Source organism: Actinoplanes rectilineatus (genome assembly GCF_000962825.1).
Lineage (GTDB): Bacteria > Actinomycetota > Actinomycetes > Mycobacteriales > Micromonosporaceae > Actinoplanes > Actinoplanes rectilineatus.
On sequence record NZ_JZKF01000178.1, the window covers coordinates 1 to 3,886 of the forward strand.

The 3,886-nt window shown below is 70.4% G+C and carries 4 protein-coding genes; all 4 read right to left on the reverse strand.

Going from position 1 to position 3,886, the window contains the following annotated elements; translation table 11 throughout:
* Positions 1 to 1,017: RHS repeat domain-containing protein (locus WH85_RS45825; protein ID WP_169792581.1), on the reverse strand; the 1,017-nt coding region annotated here is incomplete at its 3' end.
* A 534-nt stretch (positions 1,018 to 1,551) separates the two neighbouring features.
* The gene (locus WH85_RS45835) at positions 1,552 to 2,442 is read right to left on the reverse strand and encodes a hypothetical protein (RefSeq protein WP_245674396.1); all 891 of its coding nucleotides are present in this window, start codon (positions 2,440 to 2,442) and stop codon (positions 1,552 to 1,554) included.
* Positions 2,443 to 2,539: 97 nt separating this feature from the next.
* Positions 2,540 to 2,869: a hypothetical protein gene (locus WH85_RS45840; protein ID WP_045748520.1), complete on the reverse strand. Its 330-nt coding sequence runs from the start codon at positions 2,867 to 2,869 to the stop codon at positions 2,540 to 2,542.
* A partial coding sequence (locus WH85_RS52000) for an RHS repeat-associated core domain-containing protein (protein WP_045748521.1) occupies positions 2,869 to 3,886 on the reverse strand: 1,018 nt, incomplete at its 5' end. The genes WH85_RS52000 and WH85_RS45840, both read right to left, overlap by 1 nt.

Consider the following 3,886-nt stretch of genomic DNA (forward strand, 5'->3'; position numbering starts at 1 on the left):
GTCACGTTCGAGCAGCCGGCCGTGCTCGTCCCAGCGCATCGTCACCGTGTGGCCGTTGCGGTCGGTGACCGTGACCGGATTGCCCCACTCGTCGTAGGTCCGCCGCAGCGTCCGCCCGTGCCCGTCGGTGACCGCCAGCAGCCGGCCCTGCTGATCGTGGACATAGGTGTCGGTCTCCCCGACCACGGTCACGCGGCCCGGCAGGTAGACGAAGTTCGCGATATTTCCGAAGTTTCGGGTTTGTGTGACGACGCGGCCGGCGTCGTCGTAGGTGTTGCGAGCCTCCGCGACCCCGTCCGCGTCGACCGCGGCGACGATCCGCTGCCGCTCGTCCAGCTCGAACCGGCGGTCGCCGACACCCGTCAGCGCGCCCCCGTCGTCGTAGGCGTAGACCACCCGCCGGCCGCCCGCCGACGTCGCCGCGACGATCCGGTCGCCGTCCCAGGTCAGCGTCACCGGACCGGCCGTGACCAGCCGGCCCTCGGTGTCGTGGCCGAACGCGGTGCGGTCCGCGGTCACCGGCCGGCCCGCCGCGTCGAAGATCCAGCTGCGGCCATCGGCCCAGGCCAGCTCCAGGCCGTCGCCGTGCGGCCGGACCCACGCGGCGACTCCGGCGATCCGGCCGTACCCCCCACCGTGCCGCGGGAAGACCGCGCGCTGCCCGTCCGGCCCCGCGTAGGCGGCACCCTCGGCCGTCGCCGCCAGCCGCACGTCCGCCCACGACGACCAGCCCGGACCGAACGCGCCGGCCCCGTCCGACCGGCTGTTGTAGACCCGCCGCCACGACGGGAAATCCGATTCGGCGAGCAGGAAATTGCCGGTGGCGGTGTTCACCGGATCGTCCGCGAACCCACTCGTCGGCGGAAACCCGTAGGCGATCGGATCGTCGAACGTCACCGAACCCCGGCCACCGTCCAACCCGGCCGACCGCAGGCTTGCCGCAAGCGCCGCATCCGGCAACCGCGACAGATCACCATCCCCGCCGGCGGCCCGGAACGCGCGGGATATCTGCTCCACCCACCGAGCATCGATCTCGTTCAGATCGAGATACTGCCCGAACGCATTGATCAACGACGAGGCATCAAGCCGACCCCACCGATTACCGTCCTGAAAATCGGCATAGGCGGACCGCAACCGCGACACCCGAACCCGCAGCTCATCGTCGGCGGCACGACTGCCCCGCACGAACGCGTCCAGATCGTCAGGACGTGCCGCACTCGTCCCCATCGCTCACCATCACCCCCGGACAATGGCGCAGGGGCCGATCGTAAGCACGCTCCCCCGAAATTGCCAGCACCAATCACACTGATCAATTTCAAAAGATCTTCATCGGGTACGCCGTAAAGCACTCCCGATCATTTCGGAGTGGGGCCCACGACTCTGGCATGACCGGTCCGGCGGTCCACCGTGATGATCAGATTTCCGCCGATGTGATCGGCGTTGGTCCACACCGTGAACCGGAACCACCCCCGATTCACCCGGATCGGCTCCCACCATTCGTGCCCTTCCCGGGCCGCCGCCACCCTCGCGATCTCCACCGCCCGTTCCCGGTCAATCCGCACCGAAGATCCCCTCAACCAGTTGATAGCCGCCGAAGCCGAGGGCTCCGGCACCGCCGGCGACCAGTGCCCCCTCCTTCGCCAGCTCCTTCAGCTCGATGCCGTAGGCGTTCGGCCCGAGCGGGAAGGAGACTCCGGCACGGGGGCTCAACGTCGCGTAGGTCTCGGCGAGCGCCTCCTCCGTGTACCGCCACAGATGCGATTCGGTGTAGAGCCGCATCCTCAGATCCGCCAGCCGGGCGCTGCCGGGACTCAGAATCGAGTGCACGGTCTCGTGCCGGAGGGTCTCGGCGAACTGATCGGGCGTCAGACCCGGCCGGATGAAGATGTTGCCGAGCTTGTCGGTCTCACCGAAGGTGTCCGGGGGCAGGTTGGCGATCGTGTAGGGACGGTTCGGGGTCACCGCGGCGGCACCCACCCGGCCGCCGACGCCGCCGGTGACGCCGCCCAGCAGCAGGTCGGTCGCCATGCCCGCTGGGTTGAAGACGGTGTCACCGTTCAATCCACGGTTGACCCCGCCGCCGAGGACGTTGCTCACCCCGCCGGACACCGCACCGCGCAGGAACGGGCTGACCGTGGCCAGCCGCGCCGAGTTGCTGAGGAACAGGCCCGCGCCCGCCCCGACCACACCGGTGGCGCCGCCGATCAGGCCGGCGGTCAGCACCTCCCCGATGCCCACCTCTCCCAGGCCGTCCCGCACGTCGAGCCTGGTCACCCCGCCCTCCGGGTCGACGATCTCGCTCGGCATCCGCTCGCCGTCGTAGTGCAGGTGGGTCGTCCCGTCCATCCCGATCGCGATCACGCGTCCCGCGGTGTCGTACCGGTACGACACCGGTCCCCGCCGCAGCAGCCGCCCCCGCTCGTCCCATGCGAACGTCGTCACGTGCCCGTTGCGATCGGTCACCGTGACCGGATTGCTCCACGCGTCACAGGTACGGCGCACTCGTCCGCATCGCTCACCATCACCCCCGGGCCGTGGGTCACTGCTCCAGCACGACCACGTAATCGTCGGAGCCGACATACGGGTCGCTGGTGCCTCGCTCGACCGAGACGATCACGCCGTCCCGCACGACGATGTCGTAGACCCACTCGGGTTCGTCGCCGCAGACCGGGCAGGGCTCCGGATCGCCCATGACCTGCACCAGGCGGGCCGGCTCCCCCGCGTCGCCGACACCCCACTCGACGGGATCGCCGACCGCGTACCGGTTCGCCCACAGGGCGCCGTACTTGAACTGCACACCCCGCCGGATTCGGCTGCCGCAGTGCGGGCAGGTCTCCTCGGGCGCGGTGACCACGCTGAACGCACCCATCAGAACGGCTCCACCGGGTAGGGGTAGTCCTTGAGGAAGTTCGTGAAACGCCGGTCGTCGGTGATCAGCGGCACCTGGTCACGCATCGCCGAGGCCGCCACCCGCGAGTCGCCCTCGCCCAGTTTCCGGGAGTTGCCGAACGGATCCTTCATCTCTGTCGCACGCTCCCTCAATGCTGCGGCTTCCGCGTCGGTCGGCTGGGCTCCCACCCGGCCTCCACGTTGCTCCAGGAAGTCGTCGATGCGTTCCTGTGAGCCTCTGACCAGGTATTCGTTCATCGCCTGCGGCGACACTACCGGCGCTCGCCCGGCCAGGGCGGCGTCCAGCCGGGCCGTCTGCCCGAAGTCCAGCCCCTGGATGAGGGGGTTGGCGTCTACTCCCACCTCGCGGGGCGGCAGCGGTGGCCCTCCCCCACCCGACAGCTTGCCGGCCGGCACCGGGACGGTTCCGCCGGTCAGCAGGTCCGTCGCGAGGGCCCGGGGGTTGAAGATGTCGCCGCCGGTCAGGCCGCGTTCGACGCCGCCGCCGACCACCGACTCGGCGCCGTTGATCGCCAACTCCCGGACGAACGGGTTCGTCGCGGCGAGCCGCGCCGAGTTGCTCGCCACCGCCGCCGCACCCGCGCCCAGCCCACCACCGGCGGCACCGATCAGGCCGTCGACCGCGACCTGACCCCAGTCCACCTCACCGGTCGTGAACCTCTGGACACCCGCGCTGATCCCGCCGGCCAGCAGACCGCCGGACGCCGCCATCAACGCGATCCCGGCCGGACCACCGACGCCGGTGAACATCAACGCCACACCGCCGACGACCATCGCCCCGGCCGCCAGATACTCCCAGTTGTCGCCCACCCAATCCGCGGCGTCCTCGAAGAAGCCGCTGCCCATGTCGTCCCGGTAGGACCGCAGCTCCGCATCCGTGACCGGCCGCAGGCCCGACGGGTCCGCACGGCCGACCGGATCGTTGCCCGCGTAGTGGTACGGGTTCCCCGACCAGGCCGTCCCCGGAACCGGCGGC